The following is a 26,595-nucleotide window of genomic DNA, read 5'->3' on the forward strand; positions in this document are numbered from 1 at the left end:
CAAATGTTTTGGTTTTATTAGCCTAGCGCTGTCGTTTGCGCTAGGTTTTTTGTTTTAAAATTTTATACCTTTGTTTTACCGATTTACATAAACGATGTTAATTGGTATGTTTTACAGCCCTGACGTCTCGCAGATCGTCAGGCTTAATTATATAAATATTTTCTTATATTTATATATTGACATTGCTTAACATAAGGCAACGTTAATGCTAAGTGTAAGCCTGACGTGGGGAAGACGTCGGGCATTTTTATTAAACCCCTACCGAGATAGGGGCTGATTGATTTAGCCAATAATTAACTCTACAAACCCATTCGATTGTGACGAAGGGGGAAACAATTATACCGATCTCTGATGTAGTTACTTCCCCTGCTACCTTAACGTTGTTCGATTTGTTATATACCGCAATAGGCCTATCATTCCATTTGCTATCCAACTTAAGTGTATCTACCCCTGCGGATGCGTAGTCGATAAATACATATAGTTTCTCTCCAACTTCGTATTGAAAATAAACGGACCTAATCCCTGATGGTTGTGTAAATCCTCGGTAATTCACCCCTTAAATTCCATCCCCTACAGGATAAGTTCGCTTAGCCTTATCGTCCATAACGATAGGGTATGTTTTGCGTGTTGAAGCTAGATAAAAAGCCCTGCCAACATCTTCATTTCGATCCCTAGATGCGCCATTCGTCGGAACTATAGCTATATTAAATCACAGGTCGAGTGTAGTTCCATTAGAAAGTCCATCTACATTTCTAACAGGCGCAACAGCGTTCTCCCAGTGTGCAGATCTCAAGTCCATGTTAGTCGCATAGTTGGCTGCTGCGATATTTAAAGGTATTCTGAAATCGTACACGGTAGTTCCATCGCTAATACGCAATGATTCCGGAATCATTCTGTTGTATGTTGGTGACCACGCTGGCCTAACATAGGTGTTTTGAGTACCGTAATCATGGGACAGTTCAAGAGTTTTTCTAGCAATGTGACACCACGAAAGAAGTATATTATTCTTATCCCCTCTTTCATATCTATTTTTTACGGTTAAAATAGCGTCACCCTGACCGAAAGAAGGTCGTGCTGTATATCCACTACAGGTCTATTTTCAACGATGAACGCTACCATCGTAGTTACGTCAATAATATCGTAGCTTTCATTGATAGTAATCTTATCCGAAGCATAGTAAATGCCGTCGCTAACTTTTTGACAACATTCAAGTCGTCAGCCTTAATTTCCTGTATAAGGTTTTTATACAAGGAATAGCTGAACTGCACTAGCTGATCCAACAGCAAAGTTTGTCGTATTCGATGCGCCTGATACATATATTAAAGACTTGCGCGAAGGAGAAACGAAAAGCCATCCATTATCAGTAGCGGTATTTTGCGAGATAAGAGTTAGTGTATTTGCATCCGGTACCTGTAAAAGATAGAATTTCAAACCGCTACCATCTCGCCAAACACTACCAACATCGGAAACAGTCTTGCCGTGCCCTGTCACTGTAGCGTTAACTACGCCAAAATAACCGTGATTGCTCCCTAAATGCCCTCCATTGAAGTTAATAGGTGATGCCTCGTCAGAGCTTCCTCCATTCAGCCCAAATACTGCCGTAGCTTCTACATCATCCCCTTTGTTGATCAATTTGTTAGATGCAATATTGATAACGTTATTTGCTGATGATCGAAATCTTAATCCTGTAACGATGTCGTATTCACATGAAATTACAGTTCCTATATACAGGTAGTCCCCGATAGAATGACTTCTATACTTCTTTTCGATAGTAGCTACCATTGGGAGATATTCAGGTCTTACCTGCCCGCTCTTGTTATAAGATTGATATATTGAATTTAACGGAGCTTTACCCAGCGCCATTACGCCATTTCCGTCACCTGTGTGATTGAATCTGATATTCATTTCCAACGATACCGCTCCTGTTGGAACTGTGAAAGTATCGTTTATTTGTTTCCCATTTTATGTGGGTGAGTAATCTATAAATTCGCTACCATCGTCATTTACAGTTTAAGCAAGCCGCCTACAGAATTTAGAAAACGTAAGTTACCGTTGGTCGCGTTCCTTCCTATAATCGTGATAACGTCATATCCTATAACGGATAATGGCTGAGAATACGATGAGTTCGCATCATTTTTAAGTACGCCGGTGTATAAAAGTGCACAGACTACCAATCAATTAAGAATCAGGCCACTTAACACGAAAAAAACTACTGTAGGGACAATAGTTTAAAAAATTTAAGGGATACATCAAATGGTTACTTTGCGAAATTCAATGCTGTCTCATTCATATCGTTGTTGATATAGTCATTTATCAATTAACAGATCTGATCGATACACTTAAGAAGAAATATTACATGAACCTTTATATTTAAGTTTTTATCATCAACAAAACCTACATGGACATTGTATATCAGATTAAAGCAGATAAAATATCACCGATACACTAAAAAGCCGCCAACTCAAAGACGGTAATCTCTGGTGCAATACCTACGCGGCCTGGGTATCCTAAGAACCCATAGCCCGTATTGACGTACAACTGGCTGTTTCCTTCTTTGTAAAGACCTGCCCATTCTTTGTAGATATACTTTGCCGGCGACCATTGGAAGTTCTCGCCACGTACACCAAACTGCATACCATGCGTATGGCCGGCAAACATAGCATCAACATCGATGTTCAACACTTCCGCACGCCAATGAGAAGGGTCATGCGATAGCAATAGTTTAACGGGTTTTTCGTCCGTTCCCATCAATGCTTTCTTCAGATCGCCCTTTTTAGGGAATCGACCGGTACCCCAGTTTTGTACGCCTACGATTGATAACTCGTCGGACCCCATCTTGATGGTCCTATTTTCGTCCATCAATAAATCCCAGCCCATCACTTTATGCGTATCAATAACGTCTTGAAGGTTCTTGCGCTTTGCCGGAGAATCCTCCTTGCCATAGTAATAATCGCCATAATCGTGATTTCCTAAAGTGGAGAACACTCCCAGATCGGCGTGCAGCTTAGAGAAGATATCCTGGTAGTCTCTCATTTCGGAAGCCACATTGTTCACTAAGTCTCCAGTAAAGAAAATCATATCTGGCTTTTCGCCTAACAACATCTCAACACCACCTAGCACGGCTTTCTTATTATAAAATGAACCCGAATGCACGTCAGATATCTGTGCAATCTTAAGTCCATGGAATGCTTTCGGAAGATTAGGCAATACTAATTTCTGACGACGGATTCTATAGTCATATGCCGTTGAAATTACGCCCCATGCCAAGGGAAGCATCGGAAGTGCCGCGACTAATATCCCGGACTTCATAAGAAACTCCGATCGAGAGATTCCGTTTTTAGGAACTTCCGGCAGCGGCTTTTCAAGTTCTTCGATATTTTCTTCTAGATGGGTTACCTTTTTAGGGCTGAATAATCGAGACAGCCATATCCCACCACGCCTGATATCATCGATGATCAATACCGCCGCAAAGATAAACTTGCTAACTGCCGTCATAAAGAAAGCAACAAGAATGATCGAGCGATACATCAGTGGAATACTGTATTGAAAAGAAATAAACAGTCCTATCAGCAAGGATATCGAATAACCCCACCACAAATAGCTGAACCACCTTGTCTTTACGAACTCAATATTGGTCGCGCGAAGGGCGAAAAATATGTAAAAGTCCAGTATGAATAATAGAACTGTATTTAATTGTAACATCTTTAATTATTATTTGCTAACACCAACCTGCGCAGCGTTTCAATCCATTTCGGATTTCTGTTCAAGCTTTCTACCATATGCACTTCTTCTCCACCCAATGCTTTAAACTCGTTAGCATATTCAACCTGAATCTCGTCGATCGTCTCAATACAATCAGCCACGAATGCAGGACTGAATACTAAAATACGTTTTGCCCCGCTCTCCGCTAATTTGTGAAGGGTATCAGACGTGTATGGTTGAATCCAAGGTGTCTTACCCAAGCGAGATTGGAAGCAAACAGTGAACTTATCTTTTGGTAGGTTTAATTTCTCTGTAATAGCCCTCGTTGTTGCATAACAGTGCGACAAGTAGCAATATGGATTTGCCTCTGTCTTACAATGATCACAACCAAAGTCTGGACATTTCACATCGCCGCCTGCATGCACCTTTCCCAATTGACGAACTGGAAGACCATGATAACTAAATAAAAAATGGTCAAAGGATGCCAAATCATGCTTTAAAGCATGCTCTGCAATTACCTCAATCATCAAAGGATCATCGTAATAGCTGCTGACGAAGTTTATCTTTGGAATAAATTGCCAACTGCGCATAATCTCCATTACTTTATCAATAACAGAGCCGGTTGTTGCTGAGGCATACTGTGGAAATAATGGAATAACAGTTATTGACTCAAGCAGCATGGCCTCCATTTTCACTAACGCATCGTCTATCGAAGGATTCTGATACCGCATTGCCAATTCGACATGATATTCATCGCCTAATACTTCCTGTAGTTTCTTTTGCTGGTATAGGCTGTACGTCATTAAGGGTGAACCTGCTTCATTATCCCAAATACTTGAATAGGTCGCAGCAGAATCGCTGGATCGTTTCGGAACAATAATACCTTTCACCAACAGTGTTCTGGAGATATAGGGAATATCCATAACACGCGGATCCATTAAAAACTGTGTTAAATAACGTTTAACATCACTTTTGGCAGGTGAGTCAGGCGTCCCCAATTGCACTAACAGTACCCCCTTTTTAGCTTTATTCCTCATATGGAGAGTAAAAATAATTATTAATTATAGCAAAAGAGGCTCTGCTATAGAATTTTAAAATAAGATGACGATTAATAAGACTCAATAGTCTCTTTCACTTTCTTCATCAACCACATCGGAGTCGATGTAGCTCCACAGATACCTACGGTATCATTCTCAGCAAATAAACTGCTTTCCAGTTCTGCCGGATCGGAAATAAAGTGGGTTTCCGGATTGACTTGTTTACAAACTTCAAACAAGACTTTACCGTTAGATGATTTTTTACCGGATACAAAGATGATCTTGTCGTATTGTCCAGCAAAATTTCCAAGATCCTCATAACGATTGGAAACCTGGCGACAGATGGTATCATTTGCTTTCACCTCATAGCCGCGACGCAACAGCTCATCTTTGATCTGATAAAAGCGATCAACCGACTTGGTTGTCTGGCTATATAAGGTGAATTTAGCCGGTAATTCCACATTATCGAGCTCGTCGATATCCTGAAATACAATAGCCTCATTGTTCGTCTGCCCTTGCAAGCCGATCACTTCAGCATGGCCGTGCTTTCCGAAGATCAGGATTTTCTCCTCGTCATCATGCGATGTTTTGATACGGTTTTGAAGTTTCAACACCACCGGGCATGAAGCATCAATCAGCGTAATATTGTTTTCAAGGGCGATTCGATAGGTTTCAGGCGCCTCTCCGTGAGCACGGATCAGCACCTTTTCATTTTGAAGGGTCTGCAAGTCATCATGCGAAATAATGCGAAGTCCCTTGGCTTTTAGCCTAGCGACTTCCTCATCATTGTGCACAATATCTCCCAAACAATAAAGATAGCCATCTTCATCAAGAATCTCTTCAGCCATATCAATGGCATACACAACTCCGAAACAAAAGCCGGAATCTTTATCTATGGTCACTTGCAGGTTCTTCGACATACTACAAAGTTACGGTTTAGCGTCTACTAAACAATATCCCGAACTATAATTCTGTTGTCTACTTCAGCACAAACTTGAATCCTAATGAAAATCTTCCTGGTTCAAAATGTGAACTATGCGATAGATTCCACCAAGGTTTCCAGTCAAAATGCATGGCTAATGGTGTTGAAGGAATTCTGAATTCCAAACCTACTGCCGGGCGGATCGCCACGTCTACGTGATTGTCTTCATCCCAACGATCATCATCGTCAAACCAATCATCATCCCATTTTCCATGATCGATGAACGATAATTGTGGACCAACGCCAATATACCATGATAGGCCCCTAGCACCCGATATACGCTGATTGTAAGAATAATCAACGCCCAAAACCGTGATATGATCACCGAACAATAGTTGTGCATTACCGGCATTATAACCTCCAAAACTGTGTTTGATTTGCGGACCAAACAACGTTTGTCCATCTCCAGCGTCAATACCTAAGCCTAGTGCCGTACGATAAGGCGTTTGTGCCTGTACCCCGGTAAAAGCAAAAAGGAATCCCAATGACATTAAAATAGGTAAAATGATTTTCTTCATATCCAATTAAAGTGTTTGTGATTTATAAACTTTGTGCATCAAAGTTTCCGCTGTTTAAACAAATAACTTGCCAAAATACGTTAAAACCGAGTTTTAGACCGGTAAAAAGCAGCAAATCAGTCTTTGAATATTTAGATTCCTACTTAGGGTTGAGGATATGCCTCTCTCTTCATCCATAGCAATCCGCTTTAAAAACAGACACTTTCAGAAAACTTTCATCTTCCATTGGCACCATCAACAAGGATGAATTTCTTGATGACCATTGAAAACAAGCACGTTCAGAAAAAAAAAGCGGGACATTTAACTGCATTCCTGTTTATTTATTGTAGGGAAAGCGTAACTTTGCAAAAAATTTTTAGAGTAAAATGGCTACAAACAGAACATTCACAATGATTAAACCAGATGCAGTTGCAAATGGTCACATTGGTGCTATCTTAAATGACATTATTGCTGGCGGTTTCAAAATCGTAGCAATGAAATACATTCACTTGACAGAAACTTCTGCGGGTAACTTCTACGCAGTTCACAAAGAGCGTCCTTTTTACGGCGATTTAGTAAGCTTCATGACTTCAGGTCCTATCGTAGCTGCTATCTTAGAAAAAGAAAACGCTGTTGAAGATTTCCGTACATTAATCGGTGCTACCGATCCAGCAAAAGCTGCTGAAGGTACCATCCGTAATAAATATGCGAAATCTATCGATGCGAATGCGGTTCACGGTTCAGACTCTGACGAAAACGCAGAAATCGAAGGAAACTTCTTCTTCAACCAATTCGAGAAGTTTTAACCTGCATTAAAATATTATAGTAAAAGGGAGCTTTGCTCCCTTTTTTATTTATATACACCTGTTTTTAAGCAACATACAACTCTTTCAACCCTACCCCTGTTACCATAGCGTCACCAAGGTTTCTCTACCTACAAATTAGAAAAACTGTTAAACCATATATTATATCAAGGATTCGCAAACGCGCGAAGCAGTTTCATTTTAAAAAAATGAATATATTTGGTATTAACTACGACCAAACGGAAAACCGCACACAAAATGAAAACAAAACAATTATCTGCACTGCCCTCATTATTCGTTCTTCTGATCTTTCTACCGATTGCCAGTCATGCGCAATTTGGAGGTCTATTGGACAAAGCTGCGAAAGCAACGGGTGCCAAGGGAGCAAAGGTGCTTGGACTCGATAAAATGTTTAAAGCACCGGAAGCAATCAGCACGAATTTCGAGGATGTCAACCGTCAAGGCCAAGAGATGCCTGACTTTCAAAATGATGCGACTTATAAAGCATTAACCTCCCTTCCGAAAAAAAGTGAGTCTGGCTATGTGTTAGCTGCGGGACATTATGAGATCACCAACAAGAGTTATTGTCTAAAGGCGGGCACCTATGCCCCATCTTCGGGTGATGGCTATATGTATGCACCAACTTTGGGCAAGAAAGAGGAGCTTGTGATCGCTATCTTAAAGAGCGCAGAAAAGCACCCTGAAGTGAAACAAAGCGATATACAGATGCTATTATGGACCATCATCGCTCGCACAAAGTTCAGTGATTATTCTGGCCCGGTAAAGGTGACGGCTTTAAAATTATTGAGCCCGAAGCAGCTGTTGCAATTGGAAGGCGGAGCCCTAGGTATCCTTCCGTTTGATGTTGTTCAAGAAGCAAAGAATAAATTACCAAAAGAACTGCAGGCGGTATTTGAGGCGGAGAACCAGATTAGAAACCTAGTTTTATCCGGAAACTATTCTTATGCAGAGTTTGAGCAATATGCAATTCTAGCGGGCATGGCTCCGGTAAGAGAAGATACGCCGAGCGGCATTTGGACCTACCACCCAGATGGTTATTACATCCGTTATTTCCCAAGCGGATACAGCCGTACGAAAACACAAATTTATGTGCCGGCGGAGACCATTGAAAGAAATGCGGCAAAAGAATTGATTTATGATGCCACAGACGATATTGCCTGCCCTGCGAACGTAGGATCGCAACGCCTAGCACAAACCAACGAAGTGGTTGAAGATTAAGCACTGATATTGGGTTATCATTCAGGATGGAGACCTACTATGGTCGTAACTCCTTTGACTCAAATCCCTTGTAAAGCCCTTTCAAACCCAATACAAACCCCAATCATAACCCTTTCCAGACGGTTATGTTTGGGGTTTGTATTGGCATTATATCGGAGATAATACATCTTTGTTCTGTCTTTGTTATCAGGATGCAATGGTTTACTTCACGTTAATCACATGGTGAAGGGAAAGTTGCATCTGAAAGGTCCCTTTATTTGAGCCCACATGCTGCAACATACTTCCCAGCTGAATTCCTAAATTATGTTTCACCTTATAGCCTACTGCGGCGTAAATACGATTCCTGTCGAACGTTCTTAAAGGTTCGGGCTGGAGGGCGTTGATAAATACCTCTTGGTATAATGCTAAATAGGTACCGCCTGCGTTGAACTTCTTTTCACTGAGCGGAATGTCTGCAAATAGACAATAACGAGCTCGTCCATAAAAATCGCGATCTTCTATAAAGCGTTCTTCTAGGCGCAGGCGATGGCGGATTCGGGTGGATTTTACGGCATGAGTGAACACGAAATCTTGAAAGATGCGATGTTCGTTGAACGGGGCGTTCGGAGCTCCTTTCAATTCTGAGTAAATAAAACCATAACCTAATACTGCGGTTAGAAAGGGTTTAATTTGGTATTGCCCTCCTACTCGGATTAAAGTCTGATTATGATCTCCACCGAATTGAAAATCTCGAAGTTGCGCCTCATGATAAATTCCAAATCGGCTATTGTCGAACTTTGTTTGACCGTAATATAAGAGGGCCGATTCTAACTGTTGTGCATAAGAAAAGCCTATGCCTGTGATAGCAAGTACTAAAATAAGAAAGGTAGATTTCATTTCAGCAAGATAAATAATACCATTAAAAGCTTAAATATTACCGTAAGTAAAAATCTTGATAGACTTCTCGAAAAAATTAAACAAAGGCCAAATAAAAATCCCCAATTGCGCTCCCGTTTGTTGGTTGCGCAATTGGGGATTGCTAGCTTTAAGCTTTCCGAAAACTTCTGTGCCCTATTTCAGTTTCTGATGGAATATCTCTTCTGCTTGCGCATCATCAAATGCTTTTATTTGCTTCAATAGCTTTTTCTTCATTTTCTTCAAAATGCTTTGATAGGAAGGATCTGCTACCAGGTTCTTTAGCTCCTGCGGATCTGTTTCTAAATCGAAAAGTTCCCATGCCTCTACACGTTTATAGAATCGAATCAGTTTATACCGTCCTGATTTCACCCCGAAGTGCGGCGACACCGCGTGTTCTCCATTTTCAAAGTAATGGTAAAAAATATCCTCACGATGTTTTTTATCCGTCTTTGGGAGCACCACAGCGAATGATTTTCCCTGCATATCTGCAGGTTTGGCAACACCCGCTAGTTCTAAAAGGGTTGGCGCTATATCGGCGTTCACTACATTAGCTTCAATCTTTGAAGTTGCCGGAATAAGCCCCGGCATACGCATAATCATTGGCGTTTTGAAAGACTCTTCATACATGAAACGCTTATCGAACCATCCATGTTCACCCATGTAAAATCCTTGATCGGAAAGATAAATGACAATCGTATTCTCTTCTAATTTGTTCTTCTTCAGATAATCTAAAACACGACCAATATTGCGATCCATAGACTGCGCTGTGTTCAGATAATCGATCATATAGCGTTTATATTTCCACTCTGCGAGCTGCTTACCTTGCAAATTACGGTTTTTGTAATCCTCAAAGATAGGACGATAATACTTGATGTAGGCCTCTCGCTGTGCAGCGTTCATCCTTTTGAAATTACCATCAGCCATCATCTCCTCCAGCGAGTTGAACATCTTGAGATCGTATCCCATGCGCATGTCCTTGTCAATCGACATTTCCTGAACTTCCGCAGCTTTTCGGCTCTGGTAGTTATCATAGAATGTTGAAGGAGTTGGGATATTTTGATTGTCATAAGTCCCGAAATCTTTCGGATCCGGCATCCAGGTTCTATGTGTCGCTTTATGGCCAATGATCAAACAGAACGGATTTTGTTGATCGATCGTATCTAACCAATTCAAAGCTTTATCGGTTACTAAATCAGATACATAGCCTTCCTCTCGTTTTTTTCCTTGTTTTGAAACAAAATCAGGATTGAAATAGTGTCCTTGACCGATGAGTATATCATAATAATCAAAACCTTGAAGCTCCTCACCCAAATGAATTTTCCCAATCCAGGAAGTATGATAGCCAACCTGTTGCAATTCCTTTACAAAGAGGTTTTGTGAGAAATCAAATACAGAGGTTTCATTATCCTTGAACCCATTTTTATGGCTGTATTTCCCGGTCAATAATGTGGCCCTAGAAGGACCACATATCGAGTTATTGACATATGCGTTCGTAAATACCGCACCATCTTTTGCTAGCCTGTCGATTTGAGGCGTTTTCGCGAGCTGTGAACCGTAGGCTCCGATGGTTTGATAGGAATGGTCATCAGAAATGATAATGACTATATTGGGCTTCTTTTGCTGTCCTAAAGCAGCTATTGCACAAGCCATATACATGATAAAGAACACGAACCTCATATTGCCCTATTTTTGTTGTTTAAAAACTAAATTAACGGTTTCTCCGTTGGTTGATTTGATAAGCACCGTTGCTTCGCGCGCCGCTGACGTTGTATTGCTTGCAATTACGACTTGCTGCGTTACTTTTGCAGAACCATATTTGCGATTGATACTGATCCAAGAAGCGTCTGCTCCTGCTTCAATCCACCATCCATTTGTTGTTGCATCGATGGTAAGTGTATAAGAGCCGCCATTTGCGGGAATACTTGCCGGAATTTCATGAGTAACATCAAATGGTCCGGGTTGAGGTTTCACATGCTGATCCTTCTCACAAGAGGAGAAGAAGATGGCAAAAAGGAATACCATCAGAAAATAAGATGTATGTCGAATAAATTGCATTATATTATTTTTCATCGTTTACCAATTAGGGTTCTGTTTCCACTTTCCATTTGTCAACTCCAACATTCTTTGTTGAATTGGCAATAGATAATCTCTATTCACTTTAAATCCATATCCGTTCGGCATCACTTGCTTATACGGGTCTATATATCGCTTAGCGTCATTAGGCTGTCCGCTCAGAAAGAAGTTTACGCTTTTACCGGCTGGAGCTGTATCGAAATAAAGCAAGGCATCATTGTAGAAACCGGTTGCTGTGTTTTGTACAGCTAGATCGCTTCCTACGAAAAGCGCTCCTAAAGGTCTTTTTCCGACCAATAACACATCTGCCGAAGCCCAGCGCATGACATCGTCTAAACGCGTACCTTCAGCTACCATCTCTACTCGACGTTCGCGACGTACAGCCTGCAGGGCTTTCGACAAGTTGCGGAATGCATAATCAGCTTGCGTATTATACTCTAGCTCGATGTTCACGGCCGGCATACCGACACGTGATCTCAACGGAGTCAATGACTGCGTCGCTAAACTAAGGTCGCCGTCTAATTCGATCATCGCTTCCGCATAGTTTAGAAGTACCTCGGCGTAGCGGAAATAAATAACCGGTGCGGCACTCATGCCATCATCAGTTGTTGCAGCGATATTATCGTATTCGATATATTTATACATTGGATAGCCAGTCGTATTTCTACTGAAGCCACTCTGATTGATGGGCGGAAAAGGAGGCACGACGCCACCTGGTCGCAATGGTTGCCCGGAAACACCAGCAGTCTGAAACAATCGAGGATCGCGTAGCGTCGGTTGCAATTCCTGTCCATAGCTCTTTTGTGCCTGCTCGCGAGCAGCTCCTACAAAAGGCTTCCCATCGCGCGTTAAGTAATCATCTACCAAGCTTAGCGTCAAGCCTATATCACCACCACCAGTCGATAAATATTTAGAAACACCATGCCCGATATTCTCTGCCGGATTATATCGGCGGAATAAAAGGACTTCTTTATTTCCTCGCAGATCTGTATTGTTGAACATATTCTTGTAATCTGCTAGCGGGTTTCCTGTCGATGAAATCTGCCAGCGCCCAGCATCAATTACTTTCTTCGCAGCATCGCGTGCTTGCGTTAAATATGCATTAATTTTCTGTGCAGTGACAGCGCTTGAAGCGAATCCAGTTCCTTTTGCTTGATGATATTTTTGCCATGTTCCTTCGTACAAAGCAACACGAGAAGTCATTGCGAAAGCCACATCTCGATGTACACGCATGCTATTGTTGTTGTTTTGAATAGCAAGTAGTTCACTTGCGCGATCAAGATCCTGCAAAATGGAGTCAACGACCACCAAACGGCTATCGCGCTGTAAAAAGGTCGATTCATCCTCGGAATTTAGTAAGGTATTGACCCAACTTACATCGCCATATTTTTTTACTAAGGAAAAATAAAACCAGGCTCTAAAGAAGTAGGCTTCCCCCAAATATTGGTTGATGTCTGCCGCATTCCCCTTAGCTTGTTTGGCTTGATTCAAAAAGAAGTTCAATCCGCGGATCTGATTATACTCGGTCAATGCTGTTGCATTAGAAATGGTCAGCTGTCCATTCAACCTTGGGTTTACGGTGGTAAAGATCATGTTGTCTGTACGCGCATCGTCATAAGCAATGCCCTCACCTCCTGTAAAATTTGGATGGTTTGGAAGTTGCTCATAAAACTGATTCATATACAGTCGTAATTCGTTGACTGTAGCCAAGCTTCCACTCGTGGAAAGTTGATCTTGTGGCAGTCGATTTAAGAAATCCTTACCACAACTTGTCGTAAAGAATACCCATAAAAAATATAGATAATGATGTTTTTTCATGAGAAATAGCCTTAAAATGTGATGTTTACACCAAAAGAATACACCTTGCTCAACGGATATAACTTACCCGTTCCTTGTCCGCCAACCAATGTTTCAGGATCGAACATTCCAGCGAGCTTTGTGAAGGTCAGCAAGTTGTCGCCCGTGCCAAATACAGTCAATCGATTGATCTTCATACGCTGTGTCCATTCTATGTTGAACGTATATTGCAGCGTCAGGTTCTTCAAACGGATGTAAGAAGCATTTTGGATATATCGGCTGGCAGGGGATTGTGTTTTATTGGTATAAGAAGCAATAGCACCGACAGGGGAAGCATAAGGGTTCGGATAGTATGCGTCAGGATTGGTTTCGCTGAAGTAATCTAAATGCTCTTTAAAGACAGTAACCTGTGCCAAGGAACCAGACCCCCAGAAGTAAGCATCTAAGGCAGCAGGTAGGAAGTCTTGTTTTCCAACACCTTGCCATAACATGCTCAGGCTCCAATTTTTCCAATTAACGCCTCCAGAAAGGCTAAAGTTATATCGTGCGCTGCTGTTTCCGATAATGCTGTAATCACCCGAATCTCCTACTCTATTTGCACCGATATCGATCTTGCCATCGCCGTTGATGTCTTCATATTTTACATCGCCAGCCACCCAATCACGTGCAGAAAGATAAGATCTATTCAATGTTGCATTGTAATTAGCGGCTTCTTCGGCAGTTTTCAACAGGCTATTTGCTGTAAATCCCCATATCTCACCTACATTCTTACCTTCGTACCAAGCTCCCGCCGGATTAAACCGCGTAGGGTTTTGGTAGCGAGTTACAACTGAACGGTAGTCGGTCAACATTAAACCTAGATCATAGCTTAAGTCTTCCGAGATATTGTCTTTCCATTTGATGGATAGTTCCCATCCGCGGGTTCTCAAATCTGCATTATTCGACTGTGGAGGTGTCGCACCATACATATCTGCTACGTCGCGAGATGGCCCTAACATATCTTTGGTATTGCGTTGATACCACTCTAATGTTCCCGATAGACGGTTTTCTAACATCGCGTAATCTATTCCGACGTTCGTGCTTTGGACTTTCTCCCAAGTAATCAAAGGGTTGAAAGCACCTGGCGCTTGAATATAGCTTTCGCGCTCGTCGCCAAAATAGTAGCGGCCGCCAGTTCCCAATCCAGGAACAACGATATTCATGTTCTCTAGGTAGGCGTACATGTTTGCACCCGCTTGATTTCCTAGATTACCATAGGATCCGCGTAGCTTTAACTGATTCAGCCAAGGCAAGCTGTTCTTCACAAATTGTTCCTCGCTGATGTTATACGCCGCAGAAACAGATGGGAAAAATCCCCATCGCTGGTCGCTCGCAAAGCGAGAAGACCCGTCGTAACGTCCGTTAAGTTCTAAAAGGAACTTGCTGTTGAAATTATAGTTGATACGCGCGAAGAAACCTCTTGTTGCCCAGTGGTTCCTTACTTCGGAAGAGGCTTTGGTGCCTGTCGCCAGGTCTGTTCCCGGACGGTCGAAACTGATCAACTCCGTCGCTGAAGCGCCAAGCTCTTTGTATTGATTGTATTCTTGTTGGAAACCTGCCGTTAAATCAAATTGATGTTTGTCTACAGCGACTTTATAATTGGTATAGATATTCGGTGTGATGTAGGTTTGCTCATACATGGTACGAGCAAAGCTACCCGCTAGCGGAATATTAAATTCCGAACGGTTCATGGTAATCGGCGTACCATCAACGCCATAAATTGTACCAGGAACTTTAAGGGTCGAGCCTTCAAAATTTCGCTTGCTGAAGTTCAAATCAGCGAATATTTTCCAGTCCTTTGCAGGTGTTATCTCTAAGCCACCAAGGATAACAAGGGCCGCATTATTACTTTTATCTTGTGAGCCGGATTGCAGATAAGGAACGAAGGATTGCTCTGTAAAATTACCATAGAAATCATATGGCGATACGTTTGGACGCATACGGGCAAGGTTGTGAAAGAATAAGCCTTCATAGCCTGCTAACGGCGATTGATTCTGATTGTGCGTGTACTTCACATTGCTTTTTAATTTGATAAAATCTGCTAATTGTGAATTTACAGACACATTTACATTATAGCGTTTGTAGTCTATATCCGCATAACGTAGTGCTCCATCCTCTTGGTAAACACCTCCGGAAACGTAGAATTGCGTTCCATCATTTCCACCACTTAGGTTCATGGTATAATTCTGGCGAAGTGCATACGGTTTGTAATGAAAATTAAACCAATCTGTATTCGCTACCCCATTTGCACTGTTCTCCCAGCTGCCGTAATTGTTGGAATTTACTTCCGGGAATATGGAAACCGAGCCAGGGTTATCGATATATTGCTGCAAAAGGGCAATCTTCTCTTCGGAATATTGCTTCGTGCCCAATGCGTTGAAAGTTGCTGCATTGAAATAATTTGCAAAGTCTACAGAATTGACCATATCCGGTAGATTTACCGGTGAAGTGAAACCTGTATTCGAGCTGAAGTTGATTTGCTTTCTACCTGATGCACCTTTTTTTGTTGTTACTAAGATAACACCGTATGCCGCGCGAGAACCATAGATTGCTGAAGCAGATGCATCTTTGAGTACGGAGATATTTTCTATATCGTTAGGATTGACATCAGCCAGCGACATCTCCATTCCATCTACCAACACATAAGGCTGATCCGAACCGCTTAAGTTCCCTGTACCACGTACGTTCAGTTTGAAAGATTGTCCGGGCTTTGTCGCACCATTAACACTTACATTCAGACCAGGCATGGTTCCCTGCAAACTTTGTGTCGCATTGACCACTGGTCGATTTGCAATCTGGTCGCCAGATATCGTTGCTACGGAACCGGTTAAATTAACACGCTTTTGCGTACCATAACCTACCACAACAACCTCTTCCAACTGGGCAAGATCCTCAGCGAGGGTTACCTGCATCGGTTGTCCGGTAAATGGTATTTCTTGGCTCAAGAAACTAACGTAACTAAAGATCAAGACAGGGTTATTCCCTTCTGTTTCTAACGAGAACTGACCATCGCTATTCGTGCTTGTGGAACGTTCGGTCCCTTTTTGCTTAACAGACACGGCTACGAGCGGGTTTCCATGTTGATCTTTAACATTCCCTGAAGCTATATTGGATTGTTCATTATTCTTTTCAATCAAGACGCGGTTCGTTCCTACTAAGGTCATTTGGAAGTTCTGCGCTTTCAATATTGGACGCAAAAGCTCGCGCCAATCTTTCTTTTCAACGCGGATATCTGCGATACGGATATCGCGAATAGCATTGTCGTTGTAGATGAATGATACTGCGGTCTGCTCTTCGATTGAGTTGAGCAGATTTTTGAGCTTCACATCTTTAAATTGCATGGAAACTTTATTCTGTGCTTTGGATTCGCTAGCCATGCTGTCGGCAGCAAAAGCTAACATAAAAATCAGGATAAATTTGACCATCAAGAGCCACTTTACGTAATTAGGAATGGGCACACGACTTAGTTCATGTGATTTTTTTTTCATAAATTTAGTTTTTTAATTAATCAGATTTGAGCATCCAACTTTCCTAGGGCGAGATGCTCATGGTTAAATCATTTGGGTATTCCTTTTCCAAAGGGATACCCTTTTTTGTGTTTATCTTCTATCTTTTATTTGATAATTATGGTCTCTCCTTTCATCGTATAATTAAGGTTTTTATTAGTTTTTTGAAGTATTGACAAGACTTGCTGACAGGTTGGTTCCTCAAAAACTCCTGTGAAGGCTTGTTCTTTTAATTGATCATTTTCTACGATAATGGTCACGTCGTACCAGCGTTCAAGCCTTTTTACAACTTCCGCTAAGCGATCTGCTTTGAACACCAATTTATTCTCGGTCCAAAGTGCATCTAAGGCTTTGTTGTCTTTTTTCTCGACGTTGCGGAAAGCGACAGTATGCTGAATAGCGGTTGTATCTGCCAGAGCTAAACTCACCTTTCCATTGACTTCCTTACGAGCAATCTCTATCCTATCGCCGGGTTTCATTACGAAGTCCTTGCTGCCTTTGCTTTCGTTCAAGGTTAGTTTTACTTTTCCTTCTATCAAGGAAGTCACAACTTGTCCTTGATCCGGATAGGCCTGTAGGTTGAAAATAGTTCCTACGACATTAACATCGACTTCGCCCACTTTTACTTTCATCGGCAGCGCCGTATTCTTCGCCACCGAGAAGTAACCCTCACCCAACAGCTGTAAGTTGCGATGTTCTTTCCCATAGCCCTGCTTCAACATCAACTTACTATCACTATTGAGCCAAACCTCCGTTCCGTCGACTAACTTAAAGTATTTACGTTCGCCTTTGTGAGTGGTCAATTCCATGCAATCGCCATCGACTGCTGGAGTTTCTTTGGTTTTATATAGATAGAACACTGAAAAAATCAGCAATACCGCAGCGGCCGCCTGCAAGAATTTCTTCCAAGGGGAGATGCGCGCTATTGGTTTTGTTGGATTTGATGCTACGCTACCAGGGATATCATTAGGTCTGGACTTCTCATAAAGTACTTCTAACTCCAATCTGTCCTGCTCCGTCTCTGCTTCCGATAGCAGGTACTCGTATAGTATCACGCGGTCGGGATCTTGCAATAGCAACTCTTGCAACCTGATCTGCTGATCGGCTGACAGTTTGTTAGCGAGTGCTAAATTCAATAAACTAAGAAATTCTTCGTCCGTGTGATTCATACTTTTGGTCTTCACTCACATAGACACATGAGGTCGATAAAATCACCAATCGATTATCGGAAATTCCGAGAAAAGGAGATAAAAGACTGATACTAAGCGATAAAAAATTATCTATTTTTTAGGGATTGCCAGATTTTTGCGAGTGCGATCTGAATATGTCGATCAACGGTATTCTTGGAGATGTTCATTATTTCCGCTGCTTCTTGGTAGCTACGAGACTCTTCTTTAACGAGAAGAAAAGCTTGCTTTGTTTTCTGAGGCAGTGCGTCGATGGCCTGTCGTATTTCTTTAACCCGTTCACTTTCCATCATTAGGCGCTCGGGATCCGGGAACTCTATGTTCATTTCCGCGAAATCGTCAGGAACAAGATAAACAGGTTGATTTAATCGTAATAAATTGAGGCATCTGTTTTTCACCATCCGTAGGAGGTAGCCTTCCACGGAAGAGACATGCATGAGGTCGCTTCCTAAATGCCACATCTTCCACATCACTTCCGAACAGACGTCCTGCGCGAGTGCGTAGTCTTTTAGAAAACCAAAGGCATACCGCTCAAGAACTTTGTAGTTCCTAAGGAAATAAGATTTAAAAACCATCTCATCTCTATATTGCGCAATGCGTTCCTTTTCCAGGGAAGTTAGTGGTTTAAACGGCATTTTTTTCACAGTGACTTCGCAAGATAAGAATTTTAATACAAACAGCATTGGAAAAGCAATGAAGCGGAATCCTTCGCTAGCAGATTGGAATTTGGCTTAATCAGGTTAGTTTTTTACCAGCACAGGCTTTCATGGATTTGAATATCCAGATTGCAACAACTCGCGATTTAAAATCGAATTACATGGATTTACTCCAACATTCCTTAAAAAAAATACCGGCATCGTTTGCGTAGATTTTTAATCTTAGTAACCCTTGATTTTCGTAGATTGTTATAAAAGAGCGAGGCTTATCCTTGCTCGTATAAAATTATAAACTTGTCAATTTTTTCTTGGTCAAACATGGGCTATGATTTGTATCTGTAGCACCGAAGAAATTTTAATTTCGAGAAATTCCGTCGATTGCTTTGCCTTCGAAAAACCAACTAAACCAAAGTAAAATCGCTACTGTGTTTTTACAGCATTTACTAATGAAAAACAATTTATCATGGATAGTATTTCAAGAAAAACATTTTTAAAGACCTTATCGCTATTGAGCATAGGGACGATGGTCAACCTTCCTACTGATGCTTTTGGATTAAATCGAAAACTTCGCGTCGTACTCGTTGGTACCGGGATTCGAGGAATTACATTCTGGGGACGTCGATTGGTTGAGCAGTTTCCTGAAACGCTCGAATTTGTCGGTTTAAGCGACATCAATCCAGGGCGCCTAAAGTATGCGAATGAGTATATGGGGGTATCTTGTCCTACCTTCGTAAATTATGACGAGATGCTACGTAAGACAAAGCCAGATTTAATCATGGTCTGTACGACCGATGCCTCTCATCACGAACTTATTATCAAAGGTTTGGCTTATTGTGATGTTTTAACGGAAAAACCATTAACTATCGATGAAGTAAAGGCACAAGCAATCATTGATGCGGAGAAAAAATATGGGAAGAATGTGATTGTTGGTTTCAATTACCGTTGGAGCCCTTACATGACCAAAATTAAACAGCTTATTTCAGAAGGCGCGATTGGCCAGGTCACTTCTGTGGATTTCAACTGGTACTTGAACACTCATCATGGCGCTTCTTATTTCCGCCGCTGGCACGGATTGATGAATAAAGGTGGCTCCTTATGGATTCACAAAGCAACACACCACTTTGATTTGCTGAATTGGTGGTTATCGGCAGAACCGGAAGAGGTTTTTGCATATGGTGCTTTAGAGCATTATGGTAAAAATGGTCCATTCCGCGGAAAGAACTGTCGCTCGTGTGATCATAAAAAAGACTGCGCTTATTATTGGGACATTACGAAGGATAAACAAGCAATGAATCTATATGTAGCGAACGAGAACTATGATGGCTATCTTCGAGATGGCTGCGTTTATCGAAATGAAATCGACATTTACGATAAGATGTCCGCACAGATCAAATACAAAAATGGCGTAATCGCTAATTACTCTCTAACCACCTATTCTCCATATGAAGGGTGGCGAATTGCATTCAATGGGCAGAAAGGTAGAATTGATGCTTGGCTAGATATTCCTTTTATCAAAGGAGAGAGTTTAAGCCAAGAGGAATTGCACGCTGCTGAGATGCAACAGGCGAACAGTGACACTACGCAATCGCAGCTTATTTTGTTCAGAAACTGGGAAAAATATGAGGTCGTTACAGTTTCTAGCGAGCGTAGTGGCCATGGTGGTGGCGACCGCCGTTTGCAGGAGGATTTGTTTTTAAAGAAGTCGGCTGAAGATCCTTACGACCACAGAGCCAATCTGAGGGATGGCGTTTTGTCGGTGCTGATCGGTGTGGCTGCTAGAAAAAGTATAGAAGCAGGAAAACCGATTCAAATTGGGTCGCTGACAGACTTGGAGCCGGAGATAAAGAAGAGTTAAGGGTTTGAGGGGGGGGGATTATCTTGAAGTTTCAACCAATTTTGAGCGTTAAATGAAAAGAAGGTCTCCCTCAACGAGATGTCATGGACTTCAATTTATGAAAAAGGCGTCGAAACGGGCGAAATGCGAACCATCCGGCAGAGAGGAACTTAGATGTGGTCGTGACTTTATTTGCTATGCCATCCTTGCCTTCATAGGAAGTCAGAATGGCGATTAGATCATCTTTATTCACTTTTTCAATCTGTGCGAGATTTCCATCGCCCACGAGAAATAGGTAATTCTTATTTTTAAATAGAACACGATGTAATATCCAGCCCGTCCGCCAACGCGCAAGAACGACGTCGCCCATCGTCGCGTCTTCGAATTTTATGGGGGCGACGGTTATTTTACATCCATCCAGAATAAAAGGTTGCATGCTACGTCCTTTCAATCGGAACTGTACCGACTTCCCTTGGGCAATCAAATCCTCTAAGCCCTCGAAAAAGCTTTGATTATTAAAGGTAATATTGGTCATCGATGCTAATCATACTTACTTATGGACAAAAGGTAATCTTAAAACGCTCTCGCTTTGAGATATTGATCTTCTTTTTGCGTCATTAGTGCTTTATCTTCTTTTTTCTTATCGTAGTATCCACACAAGTGCAAAACGCCGTGGATAATGACACGATGAAGTTCGTCGCGTTCTGCAACAGCAAACTTCTCTGCATTTTCACGAATACGATCGATAGAGATAAAGATATCGCCGGCGATGATGTCTTCCTCTTCAGAAGAGTCGAAGGTTACGATATCGGTATAGGTATCATGATCCAAATATTGCTTATTGATTGTCAGTAAATACTCGTCAGAGCAGAAAATGAAATTGAGTTCTGCTACGCGAATAAAATCTTCATTTTTTATCGTTTGGTTGATCCATTCACGTACCTTTTGTTTTTCTTTTAAGGTGAATGCGATGTCTTCTGAAAAAAAATGTATATTCTTAAGAGCCATTGTTAGAATCCTTTGCTGTCCATATAAGTTTGAAGAATAAGCGTGGCGGATACCGTATCGACCAAACTTTTCTCTTGGCGTTTTTGTTTTTTCAGTCCCGATTGGGCGATGGCTTGAGAGGCAATCTTCGAGGTAAAGCGTTCATCAACTTCCACCACAGGAATGCTTGGATAAGTCTTCTTTAACTTACGCATAAATCCAACGACATGCTGTGCTGATTGCGAAGGGCTTCCGTCTAGTCGCATAGGTTTTCCTACTACAAATGTTTCCACTTGTTCGGTTGCTAAGTAATTTTGAAGGAAGTTCCAGACTTCCTCAGGGTGCACTGTAGCGAGTGCTGTAGCGATAATCTGTAAAGAATCAGAAACGGCGATGCCGATACGTTTCGTCCCGTAATCGAAAGCCATCAATCTCATGGGCATTGTTTTCCACAAAAGTACGATTAAAGTTTGTAAGTATTCTTATTCAATGTTTCTTAAAAATCTATACTTTTGATAGAGATTAATAATAAACTATGCAAAGAATCGTTTTCCTGCTACTCATCTTCGTTCCTTCGTTAATTTTTGCGCAAAATCATGCGCAAGAAATAGCAACATATAGGAAGGAAAAGGACGCAGCCTATTTAAAAAATGAGTATGGACCGTTGAAAGCAGATCAGCTATCTTATTTAGATTACTTCCCTGCGAACCAACAATACCTTGTAAAGGCAAAGGTTGAATTACTGCCCGATGAACCTACATTTCGGATGCCAACCTATGACGGCACATCGAATGAGTATAAGCGCTATGCTTTATTGCATTTTGATTTGTTCGGAGCGAAGTATACCCTGACAGCCTATCAAAGTGTTGCATTATTTCAGACGGAAGCCTACAGGGATCATTTATTTGTTCCTTTTATGGACAACACGAATGGTGTTAGCAGCTATGAGGGAGGGCGATACTTGGATTTAAGTATCAAAGAGATTAGAAATAACGAATTAACAATAGATTTTAACAAGGCCTATAATCCCTATTGCGCTTATAGCAATGGTTATAGGTGCCCACAGCCACCAAAGGATAATATCTTATCCCTGGATATCGAAGCTGGTGAAAAAAAATACAAAGGTCCTACAAACGAGAGAAAAGTGAATATATCAGCGGCAAAAAACTTTAACGACACGGAGCGAAAGATCATCAATTCTGCTGATGATACTACGCTAATGCATGTTTATCTGATTACCCACGAGAAGGAATTGGCGGTATTGAGAAAACCATCGGAAGATTTGAAATTTGATGATCCTTTAGTCGATAAATTGGCTTCAAGAATGTTTAAAACGGTGCAAGATCCGCAGCATAAAGGGGTGGGAATCGCAGCTCCACAGGTAGGAATCAACAAGAATGTTATTTGGGTCCAGCGCTTCGATAAGGCTAATGAACCTTTTGAGTTTTATATTAACCCCAAGATTATCTGGCGTTCGAAACTGATCCGCATCGGTGCTGAGGGCTGCCTTTCAATTCCGGATCGCAAAGAGGATGTTGAGCGTAGCTATGCCATTCGTTTGCAATATGTGGATAGGAAGGGCAATGTTGTTGAAGAAAATATTGAAGGATTTACTGCTGTTATTTTTCAACATGAAATTGACCACCTCTATGGTATCTTATACCCGGACCGATTGGAACAGCAACTAGAAAGGACGGGCGTACCTTTAGATCATAAAATGAAGTTTCGGCTAGAGAAAGGCCATATCATCCCTTGATTTTACTGTATTGACACACACTTCACAATAGAGCAAGTGCGCTTTTTTGCTGGGCTTTATCATATTTGTGGAGTTATCGAACTATCCTGGTAGCTAAGCGTATTCAAAGCTGCTGGCCAGCGCCTAGGAAAGGGAGGAGGCAACCTATCAAATGACAGCAATCTAAGAACGGAGGCTAAACCCATTAAAAACAGAGATTACCTAGACATAAGGTTAAAGGTTTGCTTCAAAAGGGCGGCTGGTGTTTTTCCCGATCATGATATTAATATAACAAAATTTTCACTATGTCGTAGGGAGAACACCTATTTTCGATATCGGACGTGATCATTTTCACCCATATTACTTTTGAAGCTAGACAGGCAAGGAACGGTCTGCCTACCGAATTTCGGTCCGGTAGAGAGAAGCGTTCAAAAGATGTTTGCGAATGGAATTGGAGTCCTTTATTTGTTGGTCAGTTGACGTCCGATCAGCTTCTGAATCTTCAACAGCAATGACTTTTCCTCAGGGCTACAAAAAGAGTGCGCCTCTCCTGTCTTTCCTGCTCGGCCTGTCCTTCCAATGCGATGCACGTACGTTTCTGCGTCTTCCGGAAGATCGTAGTTGATGACCATGGGAAGTTCCTTGATGTCGATTCCTCTTGCTGCAATATCTGTTGCCAACATCACATCTACTTTACCTTCTTTAAAGGAATTTAACGCTTTTTGACGAGCGTTCTGCGTTTTGTTCCCGTGAATACTGACCGCAGTGATGCCGTACTTCAATAATTTTTTTGACAAGCGATCAGCGCCGTGCTTCGTGCGCAGAAAAACAAGTGTTTGCTGACCCGTCCTTCTAGTAAGGAATTGCTTAAGTAGCGTTGTTTTCTCCGTTTTATCCACTAGATAGACCGACTGGTTTATAGTTGGTAGAGTTGAAGAAACAGGAGAAACTGCGATTTCTTTTGGATGCTGCATCATTTCTTTGGCCAGTTTGCGAATACCCTGGGGCATCGTCGCAGAAAACAGTAGGGTCTGATGCTTTTTCGGGAGAGCAGACATTATTTTTTTTATATCATGCAGGAATCCCATATCGAGCATATTATCTGCCTCATCCAAGACTAAGCAAGCAACCTTTGAAATGTTTAGGTGCCCTTGAGCGTGCAAATCGAGCAGTCTTCCAGGAGTCGCTACGATTAGGTCGACTCCTTCTTTCAACTTGGCAACTTGTTGCTGCTGAGATACACCACCAAAGATCGCCAAATGTCGCAATGGCAGGGCATTGGCGAAGCTTGATAGACTTTCTGAGACTTGCACAGCAAGTTCGCGCGTAGGAACAATGACCAGCGCTCTAGGATGGCTGCGATCATCTTTTGCAGTATGCAAAAGATGTAATATAGGAAGTGCGAATGCAGCCGTTTTACCGGTACCGGTCTGGGCGCAAGCAATGATATCGTGTCCTTTTAATATCAGCGGGACTGCCCGACTCTGAATTTCCGTAGGTTCCTGATAGCCTGTCTTCTGAATAGCTTTCAATAAGGGCGCTATGATTCCCATGTTTTTAAACGTCATTAAAATATTTCTTTAGTTAGGTCGCTATTGGGATCAATTTGAGTTGGGGCTTAGGCAAGGCTCCGTCGCTAGCGTTTGCTTTTGCTCTACACTGTTTCTAGAATCACTAAGACATCTGTCCCGAACGACTGGAAAAGATATGCTTTCCCTCTTTGGGTATATACCAGCCCTACTGTTGTGTTCATGAACCGATTCTTTCGAGCGTGCGCGCAGAGCATTAGCTGTCCACATGCGACATCCTTCTCAAAGTTTCTACATGGGATGCAAAGGCCCCGCGCAGCGTTTTAAATTCGGTATATGGAATATTGAATTCTTGACAGGTTGCTATAACGATGCGATTGATCGCCGGATAATGGGTATGACTCACTTTTGGAAAAAGGTGATGCTCGACTTGAAAGTTCAATCCTCCGAGCAACCACGTCAAGTATTTATTGTCAGTAGCAAAGTTAGCAGTGGATTGAATCTGATGAACCATCCAGTCTTCCGGCACCCTCCTAGTCGTCAAGGTCTTAAACTCGGTTTCCGTCACAACGTGAGCCAACTGAAATATGGTGGCAAGACTGATTCCACAGGCCATACCTGCTACCATCAACCCAATCAGCGTGGGAATTATTCCTAACAGGCAGCAAGGAACGATTAAAAAAAGAAAGAAATGAATACACTTGCTTAACCAGAAAATACGTTTTTCTTTCAGGGGAAAGTCAAATTTATCGGCGCTCACTCCCATTCGTTGCCGGAAATATTTTTCATAATCCTGATAAAAGATCCAGGCCAAATAAGAAATACTATACAAAAATGGGAAATACCATCTCTGGTATCGATGATGCTTTTTGAGGGGCTGGTCCGGATGGATTCGCATGAACTTGATCTCTATATCATGGTCCTCTCCATCGATATTCGTATAGGTGTGGTGGGCAATGTTGTGTTTTAATTTCCAAAAGTAGATATTTCCACCAAGTAGATTCAGTGAATAGGAAAGCAAGGTATTCAGCTTTTTATCACTACTAAATGTATCATGACCGGCGTCGTGCATGATGTTGAATCCGATAGCCGCGAGATTTAGCCCCAAGAGCATGCACAATAGCAGTTGGAGTGACCAATGAGCAATGTTGAACAGCAGCAGCGCATATAGGCCGATTAGCGTGATCAGTAAGATAGCGGCCTTTAAGAAGAGGCGGCGGTTGCCCGTTTTTTTCTTATGGTGATCCGTAAAATAACGGTGTATCCTAGCTTTCAAAGTCTGCGAAAACGAAGAACTGTCTTTACAAAATTTAACGGAAGGTTTATTGAGGGTTGATTTCATTCAAGAGTTGTATTAAGTTGAGATCGAAGATGGGGCGACAGGGACGCTCACTGGAGCATGGGTTGCTGCGCTGGCCACAATAGGCTTGTTAAGTATCAATTGACTACACTTTTTGTATTCCAAAACGGTAAAAACACGAGCGGCGAGTGGAGTAGGCACGGATAAATCCTAACGAACAAAAATTGCTCATTAATTTAGATGCGCGGAAAAAACTGGGAAATGGGATGGTAAAGATGATTAAAGGTATAATTGATCGTTCAGGATCGGTCTCCATAGTTACATAACGTTATCAAATAAGACTGCAGCAGAAGCAATATTGCTAATGCCGCAGCCCTAACATCGCAAGATGGAGTTTCTTATGCGATACGGACGTTAACTGCATTGAGCCCTTTTTGCCCTCTTTCCACGTCGTATGTAACCAAATCGTTTTCTCTAATATCGTCTCTTAGTCCGGTCGAGTGTACGAAAATTTCCTGACTACCGTCTTCTGGGCTAATAAATCCAAAACCTTTCGTGTTGTTAAAGAACTTAACTTTTCCTTGTGCCATTGTATTGTGTTTAAAATAAAAAAAATCATGCTTGACTACCGTGAATCAACGGTAACAAAATTAATCGACTTGTTTAAAAAGAAAGGGGAGCGAATCAGTGAATCCGAATAATTTGGATCGGTGCTACATCTTTTAGATTGAAACAAACTTAGCAGCTGAAAATCGCGAAACTAAAAGGGAAAAGTAAACTGATCGCGTTCAGAAA

Annotated in this window: 23 protein-coding genes; 4 read left to right on the forward strand and 19 right to left on the reverse strand. The window is 41.8% G+C overall.

The window, feature by feature from the left end; all coding sequences use genetic code 11:
• Positions 1-709: 709 nt before the first annotated feature.
• The 6 genes from QYC40_RS16890 to QYC40_RS16915 form a co-directional block, all read right to left on the reverse strand.
• Positions 710-892 (reverse strand): hypothetical protein, encoded by a 183-nt coding sequence (locus QYC40_RS16890; RefSeq protein ID WP_301991381.1) that lies wholly within the window; start codon positions 890-892, stop codon positions 710-712.
• Positions 893-1,242: 350 nt separating this feature from the next.
• A complete protein-coding gene (locus QYC40_RS16895; protein ID WP_301991382.1) occupies positions 1,243-1,782 on the reverse strand; it encodes a hypothetical protein in 540 nt (179 codons plus the stop codon).
• A gap of 663 nt (positions 1,783-2,445) precedes the next feature.
• Positions 2,446-3,702, reverse strand: a complete 1,257-nt coding sequence (locus tag QYC40_RS16900; RefSeq protein WP_301991383.1) for a metallophosphoesterase — start codon at positions 3,700-3,702, stop codon at positions 2,446-2,448.
• 2 nt (positions 3,703-3,704) lie between these two features.
• Positions 3,705-4,739, reverse strand: coding sequence for a ferrochelatase (hemH, locus tag QYC40_RS16905; RefSeq protein WP_301991384.1), 1,035 nt, complete (start codon positions 4,737-4,739; stop codon positions 3,705-3,707).
• Between the two features lie 71 nt (positions 4,740-4,810).
• A complete protein-coding gene (locus tag QYC40_RS16910) occupies positions 4,811-5,659 on the reverse strand; it encodes a 4-hydroxy-3-methylbut-2-enyl diphosphate reductase (protein WP_301991385.1) in 849 nt (282 codons plus the stop codon).
• A gap of 58 nt (positions 5,660-5,717) precedes the next feature.
• On the reverse strand, positions 5,718-6,239 hold the full coding sequence (locus tag QYC40_RS16915; protein WP_301991386.1) for a hypothetical protein: 522 nt from the start codon (positions 6,237-6,239) through the stop codon (positions 5,718-5,720).
• 365 nt (positions 6,240-6,604) lie between these two features.
• Between QYC40_RS16915 and QYC40_RS16920 the strand changes: the two genes are divergently transcribed.
• Both QYC40_RS16920 and QYC40_RS16925 read left to right on the forward strand, forming a co-directional pair.
• Positions 6,605-7,024: a nucleoside-diphosphate kinase gene (locus tag QYC40_RS16920; RefSeq protein ID WP_149524526.1), complete on the forward strand. Its 420-nt coding sequence runs from the start codon at positions 6,605-6,607 to the stop codon at positions 7,022-7,024.
• 255 nt (positions 7,025-7,279) lie between these two features.
• Positions 7,280-8,260, forward strand: coding sequence for a hypothetical protein (locus QYC40_RS16925; RefSeq protein WP_301991388.1), 981 nt, complete (start codon positions 7,280-7,282; stop codon positions 8,258-8,260).
• Between the two features lie 201 nt (positions 8,261-8,461).
• On the opposite strand, the gene QYC40_RS16930 is transcribed toward QYC40_RS16925, so the two are convergent.
• The 7 genes from QYC40_RS16930 to QYC40_RS16960 form a co-directional block, all read right to left on the reverse strand.
• Complete coding sequence (locus tag QYC40_RS16930; protein ID WP_301991389.1) at positions 8,462-9,136, reverse strand: DUF2490 domain-containing protein; 675 nt, start codon at positions 9,134-9,136, stop codon at positions 8,462-8,464.
• Positions 9,137-9,310: 174 nt separating this feature from the next.
• Positions 9,311-10,834, reverse strand: a complete 1,524-nt coding sequence (locus tag QYC40_RS16935; RefSeq protein ID WP_301991390.1) for a sulfatase — start codon at positions 10,832-10,834, stop codon at positions 9,311-9,313.
• A gap of 6 nt (positions 10,835-10,840) precedes the next feature.
• A complete protein-coding gene (locus tag QYC40_RS16940) occupies positions 10,841-11,227 on the reverse strand; it encodes a BACON domain-containing protein (RefSeq protein ID WP_301991391.1) in 387 nt (128 codons plus the stop codon).
• A 3-nt stretch (positions 11,228-11,230) separates the two neighbouring features.
• Entirely contained in the window at positions 11,231-13,048 is a 1,818-nt protein-coding gene (locus tag QYC40_RS16945; RefSeq protein ID WP_301991392.1) for a RagB/SusD family nutrient uptake outer membrane protein, read from the reverse strand.
• A gap of 11 nt (positions 13,049-13,059) precedes the next feature.
• Positions 13,060-16,554 carry a TonB-dependent receptor gene (locus QYC40_RS16950; protein WP_301991393.1) on the reverse strand — a complete coding sequence of 1,165 codons (3,495 nt, stop codon included), beginning with the start codon at positions 16,552-16,554 and terminating at the stop codon, positions 13,060-13,062.
• Between the two features lie 125 nt (positions 16,555-16,679).
• Positions 16,680-17,741 carry a FecR family protein gene (locus QYC40_RS16955; protein ID WP_301991394.1) on the reverse strand — a complete coding sequence of 354 codons (1,062 nt, stop codon included), beginning with the start codon at positions 17,739-17,741 and terminating at the stop codon, positions 16,680-16,682.
• Positions 17,742-17,848: 107 nt separating this feature from the next.
• Entirely contained in the window at positions 17,849-18,394 is a 546-nt protein-coding gene (locus tag QYC40_RS16960; RefSeq protein ID WP_301991395.1) for an RNA polymerase sigma factor, read from the reverse strand.
• Between the two features lie 484 nt (positions 18,395-18,878).
• Between QYC40_RS16960 and QYC40_RS16965 the strand changes: the two genes are divergently transcribed.
• On the forward strand, positions 18,879-20,270 hold the full coding sequence (locus QYC40_RS16965; protein ID WP_301991396.1) for a Gfo/Idh/MocA family protein: 1,392 nt from the start codon (positions 18,879-18,881) through the stop codon (positions 20,268-20,270).
• A gap of 70 nt (positions 20,271-20,340) precedes the next feature.
• Here QYC40_RS16965 and QYC40_RS16970 read toward each other — a convergent pair whose 3' ends face one another.
• Genes QYC40_RS16970 through ruvX form a run of 3 tightly spaced genes read right to left on the reverse strand, consistent with a single transcriptional unit; the run spans position 20,341 to position 21,673 of the window.
• The gene (locus QYC40_RS16970) at positions 20,341-20,784 is read right to left on the reverse strand and encodes a S24 family peptidase (protein WP_301991397.1); all 444 of its coding nucleotides are present in this window, start codon (positions 20,782-20,784) and stop codon (positions 20,341-20,343) included.
• A 38-nt stretch (positions 20,785-20,822) separates the two neighbouring features.
• A complete protein-coding gene (gene ybeY, locus QYC40_RS16975; RefSeq protein WP_301991398.1) occupies positions 20,823-21,257 on the reverse strand; it encodes an rRNA maturation RNase YbeY in 435 nt (144 codons plus the stop codon).
• A gap of 2 nt (positions 21,258-21,259) precedes the next feature.
• Positions 21,260-21,673 (reverse strand): Holliday junction resolvase RuvX, encoded by a 414-nt coding sequence (gene ruvX, locus QYC40_RS16980; RefSeq protein WP_301993714.1) that lies wholly within the window; start codon positions 21,671-21,673, stop codon positions 21,260-21,262.
• A 98-nt stretch (positions 21,674-21,771) separates the two neighbouring features.
• On the opposite strand from ruvX, the gene def reads away from it, so the two are divergent.
• Positions 21,772-22,992, forward strand: a complete 1,221-nt coding sequence (gene def / locus QYC40_RS16985) for a peptide deformylase (RefSeq protein ID WP_301991399.1) — start codon at positions 21,772-21,774, stop codon at positions 22,990-22,992.
• Positions 22,993-23,432: 440 nt separating this feature from the next.
• Here the strand turns inward: def and QYC40_RS16990 are convergent, their stop codons facing one another.
• The 3 genes from QYC40_RS16990 to QYC40_RS17000 form a co-directional block, all read right to left on the reverse strand.
• Positions 23,433-24,524 (reverse strand): DEAD/DEAH box helicase, encoded by a 1,092-nt coding sequence (locus QYC40_RS16990; protein WP_301991400.1) that lies wholly within the window; start codon positions 24,522-24,524, stop codon positions 23,433-23,435.
• Between the two features lie 232 nt (positions 24,525-24,756).
• Positions 24,757-25,842 carry an acyl-CoA desaturase gene (locus QYC40_RS16995; RefSeq protein WP_301991401.1) on the reverse strand — a complete coding sequence of 362 codons (1,086 nt, stop codon included), beginning with the start codon at positions 25,840-25,842 and terminating at the stop codon, positions 24,757-24,759.
• A 356-nt stretch (positions 25,843-26,198) separates the two neighbouring features.
• Positions 26,199-26,390, reverse strand: coding sequence for a cold-shock protein (locus QYC40_RS17000; RefSeq protein WP_149524482.1), 192 nt, complete (start codon positions 26,388-26,390; stop codon positions 26,199-26,201).
• Between the last annotated feature and the right edge of the window lie 205 nt (positions 26,391-26,595).

This window comes from Sphingobacterium sp. BN32 (assembly GCF_030503615.1).
Classification (GTDB): domain Bacteria; phylum Bacteroidota; class Bacteroidia; order Sphingobacteriales; family Sphingobacteriaceae; genus Sphingobacterium.